This window comes from Luteibacter sp. P4_E6 (assembly GCF_056401535.1).
This window is the reverse complement of record NZ_JBFUJE010000680.1, coordinates 1-1,829: the sequence shown is the minus strand read 5'-3', so window position 1 is coordinate 1,829 and position 1,829 is coordinate 1. Positions and strand designations below refer to the sequence as shown.

4 protein-coding genes are annotated in these 1,829 nt (G+C 65.9%); all 4 read right to left on the bottom strand.

The features are described from left to right. The coding region (locus AC1DT2_RS22320) for a phosphoenolpyruvate-utilizing N-terminal domain-containing protein (protein ID WP_477298806.1) at window positions 1-414 on the bottom strand (414 nt) is incomplete at its 3' end. Between the two features lie 3 nt (window positions 415-417). Beyond that, entirely contained in the window at window positions 418-687 is a 270-nt protein-coding gene (locus AC1DT2_RS22315; protein ID WP_063573065.1) for an HPr family phosphocarrier protein, read from the bottom strand. Further along, window positions 680-1,072: a PTS sugar transporter subunit IIA gene (locus AC1DT2_RS22310; RefSeq protein ID WP_063573064.1), complete on the bottom strand. Its 393-nt coding sequence runs from the start codon at window positions 1,070-1,072 to the stop codon at window positions 680-682. The genes AC1DT2_RS22315 and AC1DT2_RS22310 overlap by 8 nt, the downstream gene beginning before the upstream one ends. 39 nt (window positions 1,073-1,111) lie before the next feature. Further along, on the bottom strand, window positions 1,112-1,829 hold a 718-nt coding region (rapZ, locus tag AC1DT2_RS22305), incomplete at its 5' end, for an RNase adapter RapZ (RefSeq protein WP_477298805.1).

Sequence of the window (1,829 nt, the reverse complement as noted above, 5' to 3'; positions counted from 1 at the left end):
GCCGATGACCTGGTCGATGTCTTCGCCGCGACTCTTGAGGTAAGGGTCGTTCATGGCGTCGAATACCGCGGCAAGGCGGTCGCGCTGCATCTTCAGCGCCGCGCTGGCGGTGTAATGGCCAACGGCGACGAGTTCGTCCAGGCCGCGCAGCAGCTCTTCGTCGTCAAGGAGCAGGCTATGCGCGTCGATGAAATCGCCTACTTCGCGCGCCAGCGCGCCATGCAGCTTGCCGCGTAGCTCACGCAGTTCCGTGCGGGCGCTGTCGATGGCCTTGTGCAGCCGCTCGATCTCGGGCGCGATCTCCGCGTCCTCGAGCATGCGGGTGTCGACCGCATAGATACTCGGCTGGACCAGACGCGCGCGACCCAGGGCCATGCCCCGGGCGGCTTGCGTGCCGGTCAGCACGACTCTCATCGGTCAGGCACCCTCGTCGAATTTGCGGTCGAACAGATCGACCACCGCCGCCAGCGCGGCCTCTTCGTCTTCGCCATCGGCGCGCACGCCCAGGGCAGTGCCCATGCCGGCGGCCAGCATCATGACGCCCATGATGCTCTGGGCATTCACTTCGCGACCCTTGCTGATGATCCAGACGGTCGATTTGAAGCTGGAAACCAGCTGGACGAGTTTGGCGGAGGCGCGTGCGTGCAGGCCCAGCCGGTTGGATACCACGATGTCCCGTTCAAGCATGGTCGATGAAGATCCCTCCGCGACCGCCACTGGCCGCGATCTCGGTCAGTTCGGTCAGCGATTTATCCGAGTAGTTGAGTACGCGCAGCAGCATCGGCAGGTTCAGTCCCGACACGCAACGCAGGTGCACGCCCAGTTCGCTCAAGGAGAGCCCGATGTTGCAGGGCGTGGCGCCATAAAGGTCGGCGAGGACGAGTACGCCGTCGCCATGGTCGAGATCGCGCGCATGCTTGGCCGTGAGCGTGCGCATGACGTCAGGATCCGCGCTGGGTGGCACTTCCACGGCGTCCACGTCCATCGGCAGCTTGGGCATGACGTGGCGCGCGGCCGAGATCAGTGCCTTGCCGACCGCTTCGTGGGTCATGAGGAGAACGCCGACGCTCATCGCCCGGTGTCTCGGTGGTGCATGGGCTGGGTCATGGCGTTATTCGAGCTCACGATGAAAGGTCAGTACGTTGCCGCGTTCCGAGCGGAAATGCTGGGCCAGCTTCTCGACGAGGTAGACCGAGCGATGGCGCCCGCCCGTACAGCCGATCGAAACGGTGACGTAGCTGCGATCTTCGCCCTCGAAGCGTGGTAACCACGTTTCGAGCCAGCGAGTCACGTCGGCATAGTATTCGCCTACCAGGGGGTTCGCGTCGAGGAATTCCCTGACGGGCTGGTCCTTGCCCGAGAACGGGCGCAGGCGGGGATCCCAGTGCGGGTTGGGCAGGCAGCGGGCGTCGAAGACGAAATCGGCGTCCGAGGGCAGGCCTCGGCGGTAGGCGAACGACTCGAACAGCAGGGTGGTGCCGTCCGAGGCCGCCGCGTAGCCGGTGGCGAACAGGCGCCGCAGCTGGTGCACGTTGAGGTCGCTGGAGTCGATGACCTTCTCGGCGATCGCGATCAGCGGGCGCAGCAGCTTGCGTTCCTGGGCGATCGAGTCGGCCAGCGAGAGCTTTTCGGCGGCCAGCGGATGACGCCGGCGGGTCTCCGAGTAGCGCTTGATCAGCACGTCGTCGCGGCTGTCGAGGAAGATCAGGTGCACGTGCACGCCGGCCATGGACAGCTCGGACAGCACGTGAGGCATGCGCGAGAGGTCGACGCGACGGTTGCGCACGTCCACGCCCACGGCGATACGGCGGCGCGGGCCGTGCTCGCCC

What these genes read in the sequence shown, in the direction of transcription:
- AC1DT2_RS22315 (WP_063573065.1), bottom strand. Translation starts at nt 687, where the DNA reads ATGCTTGAACGGGACATCGTGGTATCCAACCGGCTGGGCCTGCACGCA.
- AC1DT2_RS22310 (WP_063573064.1), bottom strand. Translation starts at nt 1,072, where the DNA reads ATGAGCGTCGGCGTTCTCCTCATGACCCACGAAGCGGTCGGCAAGGCA.